Raw genomic sequence first — 13,073 nt, forward strand, 5'->3', positions numbered from 1 at the left:
GCGGCGGAGACGGATTCACCCGTCTTCGCGATCACGCGCCCCATGGATGATCGCCAAGACTACGACTTCGTGGTGCAAGTCGTCGACGCGGTAAACAATCAGATAGGGAAACTCCACGAGCTCGAGCGTGCCTTCGACAAATCCGGGGCGGCCCATGCGTGCGAGGGCGTCGAGTTCAAGCAGGGCGATCCGATCACGAATACGCGCGACCATCGCTGCCGCCGCGCGCGGATTATCCTTTGCGATCCATTGAAAGATAGAAGCGAGGTCGTCATCCGCTTTCTTGCGGACGATGACTTTCATACGCCGTAGCGTTGCCTGAGACGCTCATTGAACTCGGCGAGCGTCAGCGTCTGCGGATTGGGCTCGGCGAGACGGCGCCGAACCTCTGCGGCCTGCTCTTCCGTAAGCCGAAGAGGGCTGCTGTCCTGCTCTTCCATAAGATCGACGATATGCGCGAGGTCCGCTTGCCGCTCGGGGGGCCAAGCCGCCACGCGATCGAGCAGCTTCTTCACCTGATCTTGGGTCATCAAGCGAAAATAGCAATCCGCGGGGATTCTTTCCAGTAGGGTGCTTGAAGGCCGCCTCGATCCTTCGAGACGCGGCGCTCCTCAGGATGGGGCTGGGAGAGGCCGGTGCGCACGCGAGGTTGCGCCTCCTGCGCATTATCCATCGGTTGTCATGGCCGGGCATAGCCCGTCGAAGACGGGCGTGAACGCCCTTATGTCCCGGCCATCTCGCTTAGGAAGGCACGGTGCTCGCCTGATCGGGATCACCGGGACACGCGCCTTTGGCGCGGCCCGGTGATGACAACGGGAGGCGAGGGAGGCGAAGGGCAAGCACCCCCACCCGGCCGCCTGCGGCGGCCACCCTCCCCCGCAAGCGGGGGAGGGATAAGAAAGATCACGGCACGGCTGCTCGCGTCGGTGCCTACGCGCCTTTCTTGGCGAAGAAGCTGCACCAGCCGGTCGGGCTGATGTCACCGTCGACGAGCTGGCACGATTTCGGCGGCCGGAAGAAGTTGCACTGCGAGCAACTCTGGCCGTTGTTCGGCTTGTCCTGATATTTCGCGGTCTTCTTGTCGGTCTTCGACTGCGCCTCGGCGATCGTCGCGAACGAGATTGCGCTGCCGCCGATGGCGATCGCGGTAATCAGGTGGAAAAGCTCGCGGCGCGACCGTACGGGCAGGCGCTCTTGATAAGAATCGCAAATGGGCTTGCGATCGGGACCGGACATCGGCCTCTCCCCAATCAAATCCAGGCGTCGCCACCAATCCGCGAACGCAGCGGGGTCGCCGGTGTTCCCGACACGATGTCGCGGTGTCTTCCGCCTCTTTCCTTGGAGAGGGGACAAGCGCGCGCCACCTTTCCCCAACTACCCCGCTACTTTCCCTTCACCGCCGGCCGGATAGGTGATGCCGCCAGACGGCGCCGGCAGCACACAACGGCGACAATGCCCAATTTCCGATAGAGCGTGGTCAAGCCCCCTTCGATCGCGTGCGCAGAACACGGAGCGCTCTGGACATCTGTCAAAATCATCGGGCACAAAAGCACCACGGATTGCGGGGCAAGCGGGGGCACTGATGGCGAACATGCTGTGGCTGAACTGGTCCGGCGGCGGCAATCTGCCGCCGAGCCTCGGGATTGCGCGGGCGCTCGAGAGCCGCGGCCACACGGTGTCCTTCGCCGGCCGCCCGGAGATGGTGCCGCGTGTCGAGCGCGCCGGCTTTCGCGCCATCGAAATCAAACGCGCCCACGAGCAGGCCGACCGCTATCCGCAAGACAAGTGGATGCCGAAGAACGCCTGCTATCTGACCTCGCCCGCGGTCGGCGAGGAAATCCGCGAGATGCTGCCGCGCGAGAACCCCGACGTCGTCATCGTCGACCAGATGTTTCCCGCGGCGCTGCTGGAAGCAAAGCGCTTCGGCCGTCCGTCCGTTGCCGTCTGCCACACCTGCGTCTGGCGCGGGCTGCAAACCTGGCGAAACATGCTGGCGCGAATCGTGTCGCTGCGCGCTGAAGCCGGGTTCGCGCCGATCCCCGCCGATCTCGAAAATCTCTGGATGGCGCAGGACCGCATGATCGTCACGACGTTGGGTGCGCTGGACAATGCGCCCGGCGACCTCGGCGAGGCGCACAAGCTGCGCCATGTCGGCCCGGTGCTGGAGCGCGAGCGGCACGGCGTGCGAGTCGCTTTGCCGTGGCCGGACGACGACGCGCGGCCGCTGGTGCTGGTGAGCTTCAGCACCATGCCCGAGCAGGGCTCGGTCAAGAAATTCCAGACGGTGATCGAGGCCTTGTCGCGCTCGCCTGTGCGCGGCGTCGTCACCGTTGGTGACAGCGTCGATCCGAAGGCGCTGACACCGGCGGAAAACGTCGCCGTGTTCGCCACCGCCGACCACGACGACCTGATGCGGCGCGCCAGCCTCGTCGTCACGCATGGCGGTCACGGCACGCTCATTCGCGCGTTGAAGAACAGCCTGCCGATGGTCGTCGTCACCGGCGCCGCGGCGGACCAGCCGGTCAACGCCGCGGCGGTGGAAGCCTGGTGCGTCGGCCGCGCGCTGCCGGGCGATGCGGCGGCGGATACCATCGTCGACGCGATGCGCGAAGTGCTTGCAACCCCGCGGTTCCGTGAAGCGGCGGCAGGCCTTGCCGCGCAGCTCGACGGCGTCGACGGTGCCGCAAACGCCGCCGATGAAATTGAAGACCTGCTGGCTCGCAGCGGCTCCCGCCCCCACACGCGGCTGTGACCGGGACTCGGGAAGGCAAAAGGAACATTCCGTCCAGCATGTAGTTTTCCCGCCGGCAACTCACTTTGATGGGGCGGATATCATGCGTATCGTGGCGGCACTCGCCTTTGGGCTTCTTCTCGCATCTTCGATCACCGCAAGCGCTTACACGCAGGACGAGGTGAATGCCTGCACGCCGGACGCCATGCGTCTGTGCTCTGCGGCGATCCCCGACGCGCATCGCGTCGGCGATTGTCTGTACCACGCGCGGCGGCAGTTGAGCCCCCAGTGTGCCGCGGTGTTCGCGCGCTACATCGGGCACGGCCCGCAGCGCCGACGCGCGGTCGCCGAGACGAATTGAATTCAGTGAATTGGCAGTCGTCGGTCGGGCGCTCGCTCATGGAGGCCGGGTGAGCGCCCGGCCTTTTCTCGTGCCGCGCGCCAGGGCGCGATGGAACCAATTTTTGCTAGCTGGCGTTGCCTGCGCGGCGCATCTCAGGAGGCAACAATGCGGTTTATACTCTTCATTATCGTGATCATCCTGCTGCTCGGCGCCTTGCCGACGTGGCCGTACAGCGGCGGCTGGGGCTATTACCCGTCCGGCGGCCTCGGACTGGTCCTGATTATCCTGATCATCCTGCTCTTGATGGGACGCATCTAGGACGCAGACCTTCGGCAGGCTACGTCGCACAGAGCGGCGTGGCCTGCCGCTGCTTTTTCAAGACATACGTGAGTGATTGATGGCGGCGCGTAACAGCTTCGTCCTGCAGAAGGTGCAGCCTGCGCTGCTGGGCTTGATGGACGGCGCGGTGTCGACTTTGGCGCCGCTGTTCGCCGCCGCGGGGTTGAGCGGCAAGCCGGGCGATGCATTCTTCGTCGGGCTCGCCGCCTCGCTCGGCGCCGGCATCAGCATGGGCCTGGCGGAGGCGCTGTCGGACGACGGCTCGATGACCGGTCGCGGCAGTCCGATTTTGCGCGGCGCCATCACCGGCATTGCCACGGCAATCGGCGGCATGCTGCACACGTTGCCGTTCCTGCTGTCGAGTTTGCAGCTGGCGCTCGACATCGCCTATGGCGTCGTCGTGTTCGAGCTGCTGGCGATCGCCGTCATCCGCTTCAAGTTCATGAGAACGCCGCTGCTCGCGACCATCGGGCAGGTGATCGTCGGCGGCGGCATCGTCTTCGGCATCGGCCTCTGGCTCGGCCGCATCGGCGCCGGCACCTAGGCGGCGCTAAGCGCGCGCGGCAGCCGCATGCGGCAGACGATGCCCTCGGGCGCGAAATCGAGGTGCGCGGAGCCCTTGAAGGGATCGAGGCTGCGCTCGATCAGGCTGGTGCCGAAGCTGCGCTTCTGCGGCGGCGTGACCGGCGGGCCGCCGCGCTCTTTCCATTCCACTGCGACGTGCTCGCCGTCCTCGCGCCAGCTGATGTCGATGCTGCCGCTCTCGCCGGACAGCGCGCCGTATTTCGCGGCGTTGGTGGCGAGCTCATGCACGACCAGCGAGAACACCGACGGCACCTTGCCGGCGAGCACGACCGGCCCGCCGGTCATGCTCACGCGCGCATTGCCGTAGGGCGCGAGCTCCATCTCCAGGATCTGCGCGAGCGGAACGCTGTGGCCGTCTTCGGCGGCGGCGAGGAAGTCGTCGGCGGCCGACAGCGCGCGCAGGCGGCCCTCGGCGCTCTGCCACACGTCGCGATGGCCGCGCAGTTCGTGGCGCAGGATGGCGTAGACTGTCGCCAGCTTGTTCTTCACGCGGTGGGACAGATCGGCGACGACGACCTGCCGGTAGGCTTCCTCTTCGTCGAGGCGCCGCAGCACGCGCCGATAGCGGTCGGCGACCCAGATGATGGCGAAGGCGGCGAAGAAGAAGAGCGCGAGGCTGACGAGGTCGTCGGGCCGCAGGTACATCATCGAGGCGCGCGGCGGCACGAACAGGTACCAGGCGACAAGCGCGCTCATGAGCGCCGCCACCGTGCCGGCGACGCCGCCGCCGATGAACGCCGCGATCAGGATGGCGGGGAAGTAGGTGGCGTAGGGGACGGCGTCGGGCGCGATCACGTCGATCGCCAGCCGCAGCAGCGTCGCGGCCACCACGCACAGCAGCGCGAAGGACAGCGCCGCCGGCGAGCGCGGCGGCAATCCGTGCTGCACCAGCCGGCCGAACCGGCTGCCCGCGGTGGGCTTGTCCATGGCCCTCACCCTAAACGTCAAGGCTACCGCTCAGTATGACCGAAAAGCGACAATAGGCCCGGTCAGCTATGCGTGACCTGCAACGTCAGCGACGTGACGGTGCCGGACGGGCCTATTCGAGCTCCTGGACGCCTTTGGCGGCGACGCGGGTGTGCAGCCGCTCGGCGTCGGTCAGGGTGTCGAGCACTGCGGACATCGCGTGCTCGAGGCGCGCGCCGATGCTTTGGGATTTCGCCTTGCGCGGCCGCCGCTTGGCCGCCTTTGGCGCGGCCTTGCGCGCCGGCTTCTTCGCGGCGGCGCGTTTCACCGTCTTGCGCTTGGCCGTTTTCCTGGCCTTCTTCTTGACCGACTTGACCTTGCCCTTACGAGCCTTCGCGACTTTGCGTTTTTTCGCCATGTGATCCCCTTCCGGCCGCTGTCGGCCGCCCGCAGCCAGCATAGAAGCCGGCCGACACCCTGACCAGAGTACTCCGGCTGGATCGCACCCCGGGCTCTCTGCTAGGTGATGACAAACACTGAGGGGAGAAAACGATGCCCGCTTTGATGCAAGGCAATCTGCAGCCCACCGTCTACCGCTTCAAGCTGGGATCGTTCGAGGTCGCCACGCTGCTCGACAGCAAGGCGATCCGCGAGGGCATGCATCCGAACTACGGCGCCAACGCCACGGCCGACGAGGTGCAGGCGCTGGCGCGCGCCAACAACATCGATCCGCAGCGCTTCGAGCACAACAACATCCCCTCGCTGGTCAACACCGGCAAGGAGCTCATCCTGTTCGACACCGGCAACGGCGCGCTGCCGCGCGAGTACGAGCAGCTCAAGGCGCGCATGCCGGCCGGCAACACGGTGGCGCGGCTCGCCGAGCTCGGTCACAAGCCCGAAGACATCGACATCGTCGTCGCGACGCACGGCCATCCCGACCACATCGGCGGCCTGGTCGAAGGCGGCAAGCCGGTCTTCCCGAACGCGCGCTACGTGTTCGGCGCGGCGGAATACGACTTCTGGCAGAAGGGCGAGAACGTGCGCGAGGCGCGCAAGTTCAACCGCGAACTGTTCGTCAAAATTTGTACGCCGCTGTCGAACCGCTCGACCTTCATCCGCCCCGGCGACGAGGTCGTGCCCGGCATCACCGCCGTGGAGGCCTTCGGCCATTCGCCGGGCCTGCTCGCCTTCCACATCGAGAGCGACGGCAAGCGCTTCATGGTCACGGCCGACACCCTGACGCAGTTCGTCATGGCGGTGCAGCGGCCCGACTGGTACTTCGACATGGACGACCTGAAGGATCAGGCCGTCGCCACGCGCAAGCGCATGCTCGACATGCTCGCCACCGACAAGATCATGTTCGCCAGCTTCCACATGCCGTTCCCCGGCATCGGCTACATCGAGCGCAACGGCGCCGGCTATCGCTGGGTGGCGCACAGCTATCAGCTGAATTTGTAAATTCAGTCGCGCCGTCGCGCATTCATCGCGATGTTCAAGAGCGCGCGCTCGGCGATGGCCTCGGCGAGCGGCGCATTGCGGCGCGCCTCGAGCGAGGCATCGGCAAGCTGGCTCATCACCCGCACCAGCCGCGCCGCGGTCCACAGCCGCAGCGCCTGGCCGACGATGTCCTTGCGCGAGAAATGCACCGGCGGCGCGCCGCGCTGCATGGCGAAGTCCGCCGAGTCGCCGTCCTCGACCGCGAGCCGCATCCGGTGCAGGTTGGCGACGTGGCGGATGGCGGCGGAAATAATCGCCGCCGGCGAGGAGCCGTCGGCGCGCGCCTTGGCGAATTCGGCATCGACGGCGGCCGGCTTGCCGGCAAACGCAGCGTCCAGCACGCCGTCGAGCGCCACGGCGGAGGCGTCCGCCACCACCGCCATCACGTCGGCCACTTCGATGCGGCTTTGCCCGCGCGCGTAGAGCGCCAGCTTGCGGATCTCATTGCGCGAGGCGAGGCGGTCGCCGCCGAGCAGCGACACCAGCAGCGTGCGCGCATCCGGCGCGATGGTCAGCTCGGCGGCGCGCAGTTCCTCCTCGATCAGCCGCGCCACCGCCGCATCATTGTCGGCGTAGCAGGGCAGCGCCGCCGCGACCTTCGCCTTCTCGCACATCGCGCGCAGCGGCGAAGATTTCTTCAGGTCGCCGGCCTCGATGATGATGCGGCACTCGCGCGACGGCGCGGCGATGACCGGCTCGACCGCGCCGGCGATGTTGCGCGAGCCGGCCTTCACCAGCACGGCGCGGCGGCCACCGAACAGCGGCACGGTGTGCGCCTCCTCGACGAGGCGCGAGGGATTGCCGGAGAGATCGTCGCCCTCGATACGGATGAAGCTGAACGGGTCGCTCGGGTCGTCGACCGAGGCTTTCACCAGTGCATCGACGCGCTCGCGCACCAGGCCGGCGTCGGGCCCGTAGACGAGCACGATCGGCTGGGCCGGGTCGGGCCTGGCGACGAAGCGATCGATCTCGGCGGTTTTGAGGGCGGTCATGGCAGGAAGCTAATGCGGGCCGGCGCGCCGGGCAATCACGCCGGTAGGAGCAGCACCTGCTCGCTGAGCTGTGCACTTTCGGTACGCGCCACCCGCCAGCCCCCGCGTTCCGCCAGCGGCGCGAAGCCGGTCAGGCCGCGCGGGATCAGCTTGAAGCGGCTCGCGGTCGCCATGCGGCGGCGCCGCTCATCGTTGCTGGTCACCGAACCGGCGACCACACGCACGTTGCCTGCACGCAGCGCCGCCAGATTGCCGACGATCGCATCGTCGCTGCCGTATTCGAACAGTCCGCCTTCCGACGAAGCGGCGACGACGGCGCCCGACTCGGCAAGATCGTGCAGCACGGCTTCGAGCGCGGCCGGCGCGTTCCAGTCGTAGTGTCGGTGCCGGAACGTGACGTCGAGACCGGCAAGCGGCGCGCCGTCGGCCGTCAGCGCGGCGAGCGCATTGCTGCCGAAGAACGGACCGGCATCGTCCTGGTCGAGAACATGGATGACGATCGGCCGTTTCAGGTCGGCTCCGCGCTGCCGCAACAGGATCAGCGCATTCATGCTGTCGATCGCCGGACCTCCGGCGATGTTGACGAGATGAAGCGGAACGGCAGGCTCGGCCTCGAGCGCATCGCCAATTCCGTCTGCGAGCAGCGTTGCCACCTGCTGCGTGCGCAGACGCAGCAGCTTGAGCTGCGCAGACGCGGCGACGCGCTTGTCGACCGCGCTGTCGAACGGCGGCGGCAGATGATCGGCGCCGAGCTTCATCACATAAGTGGTAATGCCGTCGAGGAACGAGCCTTCGCCGCCGAACAGCGCGCGTACGAGCAGCGAGCGCTTCGCCGCGCGCTTGAGCAGGAAGCGCATGATGAATTTCGGCAGACGCCGGTTGCGCTGTTCCTCCGCGCTCGCTTGGGCGAACAGGCGCGCAAGGCTGGCGGCATCGTCCGGCACGGCGAAGCGCGGATCGGTGACGTCGATTACGGGAAGTGTGACGCCGTCGCGGGTTGAAGCGACGAGGAGTGGTGCGGAAACGCTATGAGCCATGGCGTCGTGTCCGGGCGCTGCACCGCTAGCGCGCTGCAGCGCGTCCGGGGCACGAGGCCCTCACGTCCCGGCAACGAAGAACGACGCGAGGCGCGTGCGGATGTTGTCGGCGACGACACCCGCCGCGCGGTTCTCGGCGTCCCGCAGGCCGCGTTCGCCGGCGAAGCGCTGCTGCTGACCCGGGATGTTGTACGAGACGCGCCCGAACGTGCTGCCGGAGACGACGGTCTTGCCCGTGCCGATGTCGGTGAGCGTGTAGGACGCGTTGACGCTGTATTCCTGAATATCCGGGCGCCCCGAATTGATGTCGACGATGACCTGCTGCTGGGTCGAGGACAGTTGCACCTTCAGTTCATAGGCCGCCGTCTGCGCCGGCCCGCCGCCGGTCAGATTGAAGATCAGGTCGTTGCGCACCTCGACGCCGACGCGGGCGAGGCGTGTGCCCTTCGGCGGGGTAATCGGCAGGACATCGACGGCGCCGAGCTTGTCGGTCAGCCCCGCCGTCGGCACGACCCTGCTGTCGCCGTACATCGGCTGGAAGCAGCCGGCGGTCAGGCCGCCGAGGACGGCGACGAGGCCCATACGGAGGACGATTCGGCGATCAAACGACCACATTGACGATCCTCTGCGGGACGATGATGACCTTCTTCGGGCGGCGTCCGGCCAGCTCCTTTTCTACCGCATCCAGGGCCAGAACGGCAGCCTCGATCTCGTCTTTTCCGGCCTCGCGCGGGACGGTGACCTCGCCGCGCTTCTTGCCGTTGACCTGCACCGGCAGGGAAATCGTGCTCTCGACCAGCAGCGCCCGCTCCACTTCGGGCCAGGATTCGGTGGCGACCAGGCTCTTGTGGCCAAGCGCGGCCCAGCACTCCTCGGCCAGATGCGGCATCATCGGGTGGAAGAGCCGCACCAGGATGTCGCCGGCCTCGCGCAGCGCCCAAGAAAGATCGGGCGCCGGCGCCGTCTCGATGTGGCCGATCGCGTCGGACAGCGCATTGGCGCATTCATAGATGTGGGCGACGCAGCGGTTGAAGCGCAGCCTGGCGATGTCGTCGGAGACGTTGGCAAGGGCGCGGTGCGCGGCCTTGCGGACCATTTCAGCTTGCGGACCAAATGTCGCCGGGCGGCTCTGTGGCCCGCTGACATTCGCGATCTCGCCGACGAGACGCCACAGACGCTGCACGAAGCGCCACGAGCCCTGCACGCCTTCCTCGGTCCAGATCACGTCGCGATCCGGGGGACTATCGGACAGCATGAACCAGCGCGCGGTGTCGGCGCCGTAGGCGGCGATGATGTCGTCGGGATCGACCGTGTTCTTCTTCGACTTCGACATCTTCTCGATCGAGCCGATCTCGATCGGCTCGCCGGAGCCGATGAGCGTGGCGGTGCGCGCCTCGCCCATGCCTTCGATCGCCACCTTCGACGGCTCGACCCACTCGCCGCTCCTGGTGCGGTAGGTCTCGTGCACGACCATGCCCTGCGTGAACAGGCCGGCGAAGGGCTCGTCGATGCCGACGTAGCCGCACTTCTTCATGCCGCGCGTGAAGAAGCGCGAGTAGAGGAGATGCAGGATCGCGTGCTCGATGCCGCCGATGTACTGGTCGACCGGCATCCACCTGTTGGCGACCGCCGGCGTTGTCGGCGATTGTTCATTCCACGGATCGGTGAAGCGAATGAAGTACCAGGACGAGTCGACGAAGGTATCCATGGTGTCGGTCTCGCGCCGCGCGGCGCTGCCGCAGGACGGGCACTTCACATTGGTGAAGCCCGGATTGCGATCGAGCGGATTGCCTGGCTTGTCGAAGGTGACGTCCTCCGGCAGCGTGACCGGCAGGTCCTTGTCCGGCACCGGCACCACGCCGCACTTCTCGCAGTGGATCACCGGGATCGGGCAACCCCAGTAGCGCTGGCGCGAAATGCCCCAGTCGCGCAGGCGGTAATTCACCTGCCGCTGCGCGACCGGCCGGTTGCCGCGCGTCGTCGCAGCGAGCACGTTGGCGACCTTGTCGAACGCCTTGTCGGGGGTCAGGCCGTCGAGATCGACGACGCCGTTCCTGGAATTGAACATCGTGCCGTCGCCGTCATAGGCGACGTCGGTGACGACGAAGGTCTTCGGGTCCTGGTTCGGCGGCAGCACCACCGGCGTATTGCCGAGGCCGTATTTGTTGACGAAATCGAGGTCGCGCTGGTCGTGCGCCGGGCAGCCGAAGATGGCGCCGGTGCCGTAGTCCATGAGGATGAAGTTGGCGACGTAGACCGGCAGCTTCCAGTTTGCATCGAACGGATGCATCGCGCGGATGCCGGTGTCGAAGCCGAGCTTCTCGGCGGTGTCGATCGCGGCTTGCGAGGTGCCGAGGTGCTTGCACTCCTCGATAAACGCCGCGAGCTTCGGATTATCCTTCGCCGCGGCGGTGGCCAGCGGATGGTCGGGCGCGATCGCCATGAACTTGGCGCCGAACAGGGTGTCCGGACGCGTGGTGAAGATCTCGAGCTCGTTCTCGTTGTTCGGCGTCGTGCCGGGATCGAGCATGAAGCGGACGAGCAGCCCTTCCGAGCGGCCGATCCAGTTCTTCTGCATCAGCCGGACCTTCTCCGGCCAGCGGTCGAGCGTGTCGAGGGCTTCGAGCAATTCCTGCGAGTAGTCGCTGATCTTGAAGACCCACTGGTAGAGATCGCGCTGCTCGACCAGCGCGCCCGAGCGCCAGCCGCGGCCGTCGATCACCTGCTCGTTGGCGAGCACGGTCTGGTCGACCGGGTCCCAGTTCACCTTGCGATATTCGCGCGCGACCAGCCCCGCCTTCATGAAGTCGAGGAACATCTTCTGCTGGTGCTTGTAGTAGCTCGGATCGCAGGTCGCGACTTCGCGCGCCCAGTCGAGCGACAGCCCCATCGACTGCAGTTGCTTCTTCATCGCCGCGATGTTGGAGTAGGTCCACGCCTTCGGGTGCACCTTCTGCGCCATGGCGGCGTTCTCGGCCGGCATGCCAAAGGCGTCCCAGCCCATCGGGTGCAGCACGGCGTTGCCCATGGCGCGTTTGAAGCGCGCGACCACGTCGCCCATCGTGTAGTTGCGCACGTGGCCCATGTGGATGCGCCCCGACGGGTAGGGGAACATCTCGAGCACGTAGTATTTCGGGCGCGGGTCGTCGTTTTTGGTGGCGAAGATTCCGGCCTGGTCCCAGGCCTGCTGCCAGCGGGCTTCGGCCTCGCGGGCGTTGTAACGGTCGGCGCGCTCGATTTTTGGCGATTCGGCAGTCATTTCCGGCTCTTTTCAGGCGCCGGGTGGTCGCATGAAACGCCCCGTTGGGTCAACGGGCGGGCGGGTGCCCGACCCGCTCAGCCGCCGTCGAGCGCCCTGGCCACGGCGCCGAGCAGCGCCGTCCCGTCGTACGGCTTCTCGACGACCGGCGCGGCCGGGTAGGCGTGGGTGTGCTCCGCGTCGCCGCTCATGCCGGTCAGGAAGATGAACGGCGTGCCGGTCGCCTGCAGCGCCGCCGCCACCGGCAGGCTGTTACCGCCGGCGCGGCCAAGCCGCAGATCGAGCACGGCGAGATCGAAGCGGCCGTCGCGCACGCTCACCAGCGCGTTTTCGACAGTGGCGGCGCAGACGACCTCGGCCGCGCCGGCCTGCTCGAGGGCCTGCTGGATGTCGAGCGCGATAAGGAATTCATCGTCGAGCACCAGGCATCGCCGGCCTGCCAGCGGCGCGGTCTTTTTGCTCACGCTGATCCCCTGTCACGAATGGAACAAGGCTTCTCCTACGAATCCGAGCTGTCGGCATTTAATTCCGACATATGCTGCGCAAATTCCCTCGTTGGCGGAGCGCGCGGAACCTGCCATGAGTCCGGCCCGCGGGGGCGTCCGCAGCGTGCGGGAGAAGTCATGAGTCTTGGGTCCGGCCGGGGGAACGGCCACGTCACGCCATGCGAGGCCTGCCCGCTGCGCAAGCGGGACAGCCTGCGTCCGTTCACGCCGGAAGAGCTGGCGTTCGTGCAGGACTTCAAGACGGACGAGCTGCGCGTCGAGCCCGGCGCCAGCTTCCTGCGCGAGGGCATGCGTAGCGAGCATCTCTACACGGTGCTGTCGGGCTGGGCGTTCCGCTACAAGATGCTCGACGACGGCCGCCGCCAGATCCTCAACTACGCGCTGCCGGCCGACATGGTCGGACTGCAGGGCGCGCTGATGCGCGAGATGGAGCATTCGGTCGAGGCGCTGACGCCGCTGACCTTGTGCGTCTTTCCGCGACAGAAAATGTGGGACCTCTACTCGCGCGTGCCGACGCTTGCCTTCGACATCACCTGGCTTGCCGCCCGCGAGGAGCAGCTGGTCGACGAGCATCTGTTGAGCGTCGGCCGCCGCAGCGCGCTCGAACGCACCGCCTATCTGCTCTTGCATCTTTATGTGCGCGCCGAGGAGGCCGGGCTGGTGCGCGACAACAGCATTCAGTTTCCGTTCACGCAGCAGCATCTTGCCGACACGCTCGGCATGTCGCTGGTGCACACCAACAAGACGCTCAAGCGCCTGCTGGCGTCGAACGCGGTGCGCTGGAAGGACCGCGTCTTCCAGTTGATCGACCGCGCCGCGCTGGTCGAAATCGCCGGCGAGGACGTGAAGCCGCGGCGGCCGCGGCCGTTCATCTGACT

16 protein-coding genes are annotated in these 13,073 nt (G+C 66.9%); 6 read left to right on the forward strand and 10 right to left on the reverse strand.

What is annotated here, in order from left to right; genetic code table 11:
- Positions 1 to 15 precede the first annotated feature (15 nt).
- The 3 genes from VGV41_RS05565 to VGV41_RS05575 form a co-directional block, all read right to left on the reverse strand.
- Positions 16 to 303, reverse strand: a complete 288-nt coding sequence (locus VGV41_RS05565; protein ID WP_326862715.1) for a type II toxin-antitoxin system RelE/ParE family toxin — start codon at positions 301 to 303, stop codon at positions 16 to 18.
- Positions 300 to 530, reverse strand: a complete 231-nt coding sequence (locus tag VGV41_RS05570; protein ID WP_326862716.1) for a hypothetical protein — start codon at positions 528 to 530, stop codon at positions 300 to 302. The genes VGV41_RS05565 and VGV41_RS05570 overlap by 4 nt, the downstream gene beginning before the upstream one ends.
- A gap of 400 nt (positions 531 to 930) precedes the next feature.
- A complete protein-coding gene (locus VGV41_RS05575) occupies positions 931 to 1,236 on the reverse strand; it encodes a high-potential iron-sulfur protein (protein ID WP_326862717.1) in 306 nt (101 codons plus the stop codon).
- A gap of 346 nt (positions 1,237 to 1,582) precedes the next feature.
- On the opposite strand from VGV41_RS05575, the gene VGV41_RS05580 reads away from it, so the two are divergent.
- The 4 genes from VGV41_RS05580 to VGV41_RS05595 all read left to right on the forward strand — a co-directional run bounded on the left by VGV41_RS05580 (position 1,583) and on the right by VGV41_RS05595 (position 3,957).
- Positions 1,583 to 2,752, forward strand: a complete 1,170-nt coding sequence (locus tag VGV41_RS05580; protein ID WP_326862718.1) for a glycosyltransferase — start codon at positions 1,583 to 1,585, stop codon at positions 2,750 to 2,752.
- A gap of 82 nt (positions 2,753 to 2,834) precedes the next feature.
- Entirely contained in the window at positions 2,835 to 3,092 is a 258-nt protein-coding gene (locus VGV41_RS05585; protein ID WP_326862719.1) for a hypothetical protein, read from the forward strand.
- Positions 3,093 to 3,239: 147 nt separating this feature from the next.
- On the forward strand, positions 3,240 to 3,392 hold the full coding sequence (locus VGV41_RS05590; RefSeq protein ID WP_326862720.1) for a DUF3309 family protein: 153 nt from the start codon (positions 3,240 to 3,242) through the stop codon (positions 3,390 to 3,392).
- Between the two features lie 79 nt (positions 3,393 to 3,471).
- Positions 3,472 to 3,957: a hypothetical protein gene (locus VGV41_RS05595; RefSeq protein ID WP_414705062.1), complete on the forward strand. Its 486-nt coding sequence runs from the start codon at positions 3,472 to 3,474 to the stop codon at positions 3,955 to 3,957.
- On the opposite strand, the gene VGV41_RS05600 is transcribed toward VGV41_RS05595, so the two are convergent.
- A complete protein-coding gene (locus VGV41_RS05600) occupies positions 3,954 to 4,925 on the reverse strand; it encodes a sensor histidine kinase (protein ID WP_326862721.1) in 972 nt (323 codons plus the stop codon). The two genes, VGV41_RS05595 and VGV41_RS05600, sit on opposite strands and share 4 nt — an antisense overlap.
- 112 nt (positions 4,926 to 5,037) lie before the next feature.
- A complete protein-coding gene (locus VGV41_RS05605; RefSeq protein WP_326862722.1) occupies positions 5,038 to 5,322 on the reverse strand; it encodes a hypothetical protein in 285 nt (94 codons plus the stop codon).
- A 134-nt stretch (positions 5,323 to 5,456) separates the two neighbouring features.
- On the opposite strand from VGV41_RS05605, the gene VGV41_RS05610 reads away from it, so the two are divergent.
- A complete protein-coding gene (locus tag VGV41_RS05610) occupies positions 5,457 to 6,362 on the forward strand; it encodes an MBL fold metallo-hydrolase (protein WP_326862723.1) in 906 nt (301 codons plus the stop codon).
- A 2-nt stretch (positions 6,363 to 6,364) separates the two neighbouring features.
- Here the strand turns inward: VGV41_RS05610 and holA are convergent, their stop codons facing one another.
- The 5 genes from holA to VGV41_RS05635 all read right to left on the reverse strand — a co-directional run bounded on the left by holA (position 6,365) and on the right by VGV41_RS05635 (position 12,153).
- Positions 6,365 to 7,393 (reverse strand): DNA polymerase III subunit delta, encoded by a 1,029-nt coding sequence (gene holA, locus VGV41_RS05615; protein WP_326862724.1) that lies wholly within the window; start codon positions 7,391 to 7,393, stop codon positions 6,365 to 6,367.
- A gap of 35 nt (positions 7,394 to 7,428) precedes the next feature.
- On the reverse strand, positions 7,429 to 8,430 hold the full coding sequence (locus tag VGV41_RS05620; protein WP_326862725.1) for a hypothetical protein: 1,002 nt from the start codon (positions 8,428 to 8,430) through the stop codon (positions 7,429 to 7,431).
- A gap of 60 nt (positions 8,431 to 8,490) precedes the next feature.
- Positions 8,491 to 9,045 (reverse strand): LPS assembly lipoprotein LptE, encoded by a 555-nt coding sequence (gene lptE, locus VGV41_RS05625; protein WP_326862726.1) that lies wholly within the window; start codon positions 9,043 to 9,045, stop codon positions 8,491 to 8,493.
- Positions 9,032 to 11,689 carry a leucine--tRNA ligase gene (gene leuS / locus VGV41_RS05630; protein WP_326862727.1) on the reverse strand — a complete coding sequence of 886 codons (2,658 nt, stop codon included), beginning with the start codon at positions 11,687 to 11,689 and terminating at the stop codon, positions 9,032 to 9,034. Before leuS ends, lptE begins: the two co-directional genes overlap by 14 nt.
- Positions 11,690 to 11,766: 77 nt before the next feature.
- On the reverse strand, positions 11,767 to 12,153 hold the full coding sequence (locus VGV41_RS05635; protein WP_326862728.1) for a response regulator: 387 nt from the start codon (positions 12,151 to 12,153) through the stop codon (positions 11,767 to 11,769).
- Positions 12,154 to 12,312: 159 nt separating this feature from the next.
- On the opposite strand from VGV41_RS05635, the gene VGV41_RS05640 reads away from it, so the two are divergent.
- The gene (locus VGV41_RS05640) at positions 12,313 to 13,071 is read left to right on the forward strand and encodes a Crp/Fnr family transcriptional regulator (protein ID WP_326862729.1); all 759 of its coding nucleotides are present in this window, start codon (positions 12,313 to 12,315) and stop codon (positions 13,069 to 13,071) included.
- Positions 13,072 to 13,073: the final 2 nt, after the last annotated feature.

The organism is Pseudolabrys sp. (assembly GCF_035943735.1).
Classification (GTDB): Bacteria; Pseudomonadota; Alphaproteobacteria; order Rhizobiales; family Xanthobacteraceae; genus Pseudolabrys.